Source organism: Mesorhizobium sp. M1E.F.Ca.ET.063.01.1.1, assembly GCF_003998155.1.
Lineage (GTDB): Bacteria > Pseudomonadota > Alphaproteobacteria > Rhizobiales > Rhizobiaceae > Mesorhizobium.
The window spans coordinates 1-2560 of the sequence record NZ_RZSC01000810.1 but is presented as its reverse complement, the minus strand read 5'-3'; the positions used below and the strand labels follow the sequence as shown (position 1 = coordinate 2560).

The 2560-nt window shown below is 61.6% G+C and carries 3 protein-coding genes and 1 pseudogene; 3 read left to right on the top strand and 1 reads right to left on the bottom strand.

Features of this window, described 5'->3' with window-relative positions; translation table 11 throughout:
• Nucleotides 1–108 precede the first annotated feature (108 nt).
• The 3 genes from EOA29_RS32660 to EOA29_RS32650 all read left to right on the top strand — a co-directional run bounded on the left by EOA29_RS32660 (nt 109) and on the right by EOA29_RS32650 (nt 2051).
• The gene (locus EOA29_RS32660; RefSeq protein ID WP_127222158.1) at nt 109–642 is read left to right on the top strand and encodes a hypothetical protein; all 534 of its coding nucleotides are present in this window, start codon (nt 109–111) and stop codon (nt 640–642) included.
• A gap of 709 nt (nt 643–1351) precedes the next feature.
• Nucleotides 1352–1675, top strand: coding sequence for a DUF736 family protein (locus EOA29_RS32655; protein ID WP_006205585.1), 324 nt, complete (start codon nt 1352–1354; stop codon nt 1673–1675).
• A gap of 58 nt (nt 1676–1733) precedes the next feature.
• Nucleotides 1734–2051 (top strand): hypothetical protein, encoded by a 318-nt coding sequence (locus EOA29_RS32650; RefSeq protein WP_245468644.1) that lies wholly within the window; start codon nt 1734–1736, stop codon nt 2049–2051.
• A 275-nt stretch (nt 2052–2326) separates the two neighbouring features.
• Here the strand turns inward: EOA29_RS32650 and EOA29_RS32645 are convergent.
• Nucleotides 2327–2560 (bottom strand): annotated as a pseudogene (locus tag EOA29_RS32645) (NADP-dependent oxidoreductase); the annotation flags it as partial.

Sequence of the window (2560 nt, the reverse complement as noted above, 5' to 3'; positions counted from 1 at the left end):
GACAGGGCTTCGCCGTCTCGGCCTTCGGGTGACGATCCCTCGCGCGGGGCCAGAGGGAGAGGGCGGCCGGTGCCGGGCGGGGGGCGCTGGAGAGAAGGGAAAGTCACGATGTCGATGATATTCATAGGTGGATCACGCGAGATATTCGAGCTGCCGGAACCTGCCATCACTCGCATCGGCGCAATCGTTGCTGCCGAGCACGGCGTGCTGATTGGCGATGCGTCTGGAGCCGATGCCGAGGTGCAGGGCCTGCTTGCGGGCTACAAGTACGAGCATGTCGGGGTCTTCCATACCGGCAAGGAACCCCGCAACAATCTGGGCGACTGGGCCGCCTACCATGTTCCTTCTCCTGAGGATGCCACAGGGTACTGGGTCCACGCCGCCAAAGATCGGGAGATGGCGCGGCGCGCCGACTTTGGCATGATGATCTGGGACGGCGCATCACGCGGCACGGCCCTCAACGTGCTTAGGCTCGCCATCTCGAACAAGCCGTGCGTCATTTACGATCTGGCCAGGGGCAGCATAGCGACCACGTACAATGTGGAAGACTGGTGCGCCATGCTCCGCCATGCCGGTCCCGACATGCGCCGCCAAGCTGAAGCCCGCATGACGCCGGACGAGCGTCTGGCGCTGCCAGGATGATGTAGGTGCGGTCCCGCCGACAGCCCGGCGGGTGCGATCCGATGCTTGATCCGGCCCGAGCCCCCAACTCCATTTGTATGAGTGGCCGGAGCCGGCCCCTTTCGAAACCGGCCCACGCGCAGAGCCGCAGGGCGTTGTGCAGGGCAATCATCTTGCCCACCTCACCACCCGGGGCGGGAGCGAGATTGCCGAACATCCTGGCCTGCGCGGTCATCCGTGATGGCAGCGAGGCATCACCAGCGATGGGCTCGAAGTTCGTAGCCAGTCGGCTCCGATCTCAAAACCGCTGTGCCGCCATACCGAACGCACAAGGCGGTTCACGCGCCGGGCTGCTGTTCGAGAAGTGACAACGCAGACGACATGACCCGAAAGGTGCGCGACAAACATGTTCCGGCGATCCGGCAGCTGTGCGGCCAAGCGATGGCGGCCTGAGTTCTTGTCCATCTGCTGCATCCGGGGCCATTCCCGTTTCATGTCGCCTTTGTAGACGACCGCCTGCTTTGTGCGGTCAACCCCCGTTGGGGGTACACTCGGCGAAAATTCAGGAAAATTCGATTTCTGTTTTTTGTATGCGGACAGGCGAAGGGCCTGCCCGCACTTTTTCGGCAAATAGAATTTTCCAGAATTTTCGCCGAGATGACCGCAGCAGGACGGCCCTCTCCTTTGGCGCCATCGGGAATGGTCCCGATGCAACCGAAGGAGAACTACCATGGCCACCACGATCGCAAACCTCACCACCAAGGCCGACGGCTCGATGGAAGGCGTCTTTGCCACGCTCCGGGTCAACGCCCCGATCACCCTCATCCCAAACACCAACAAGTCGCGCGAGGACGCCCCCGACTACAGGATCGTCAACAAGCGCACGGGCTTCGAGATCGGAGCCGGCTGGCACCGCATCTCCCAGCGTTCGGGCGAGGAATACCTCTCGGTCAAGCTGGAAGCCCCCGAGATCGGCGTCATCTTCGGCAACCTCGCTCCCGCCCCGGGTGGCGAGGAAAACAAGAAGGTCATCCTCTGGAACAACCCCCAGTGAGGCATCGGTGGCCGGCCCCTCGAGGGGCCGGCTTCCCCACCGGCAAAAGGAGGTTGCAATGAGCCGCTACACCATCACTGTCACTGGCACCGTCACCGGACAGGTCCGCTCGGATCCAGACGCTGTCATCGGCTACGATCCACCGCTTCGGACCTACTTTCTGCAAGCGTTCCCGCACGAAGTGACCGACGAGCCCGCGCTCTGGCTTGGCACCCGCGATCACGCGTTCGAAGCGCTTGAGGATCTTCGCCACGCAGCCATCTCACACGGCTACGACTTCATGCCGCTATCGCCCGAATTGGCCGCAAAGTTGGTCGACGACAAAGCGGCAGCTAGCCGGCGTCGGAGCGGGACGGCATCCTCGGGGAACTGCTAAAACACCTCAACCAACCCAAGTAGGCAAACACGTCTCGGCCCGCGACGGAGTGCTCCGTCGCGGGCCCTTTTTTTGCGCGTCGTGACGAAGCTGTCTTCCCGTCAAGTCATAGCGGGAACGTTAATGTAGCATTGTCTGATTTTCCATCGTTCAGGGCACATACCCCTGCGGCGGCGTCCAACGACACTTATGAATCAGTCGCAGGGATCGATTCACATCAGTGATGTGGTTTCGCGCGACACTGCTCGGCTCAAACCTGGAACGCCCATACTCGTTTAGAGCTCGACGAGTTGCTTGCCGAAATTTTCGCCCCTCAACATGCGCACGAAAGCATGAGGGACCGACTCGATACCCTCCGCAACATCCTCTCGCGTCTGCAGAAACCCCTGCTTGTACCATGAGAGAAGATCGGCAATCGCCGTTTCATATTCGCTCGCGTGGTCATCGAGCAGGAAGCCCTCAATACGGGCACGCGTGATCAACGTTCTGCGCAGGTGGCGAAGGCCGAT

Coding starts and splice junctions, on each gene's coding strand:
- EOA29_RS32660 (WP_127222158.1), top strand. CDS start 109: ATGTCGATGATATTCATAGGTGGATCACGCGAGATATTCGAGCTGCCG.
- EOA29_RS32655 (WP_006205585.1), top strand. CDS start 1,352: ATGGCCACCACGATCGCAAACCTCACCACCAAGGCCGACGGCTCGATG.
- EOA29_RS32650 (WP_245468644.1), top strand. CDS start 1,734: ATGAGCCGCTACACCATCACTGTCACTGGCACCGTCACCGGACAGGTC.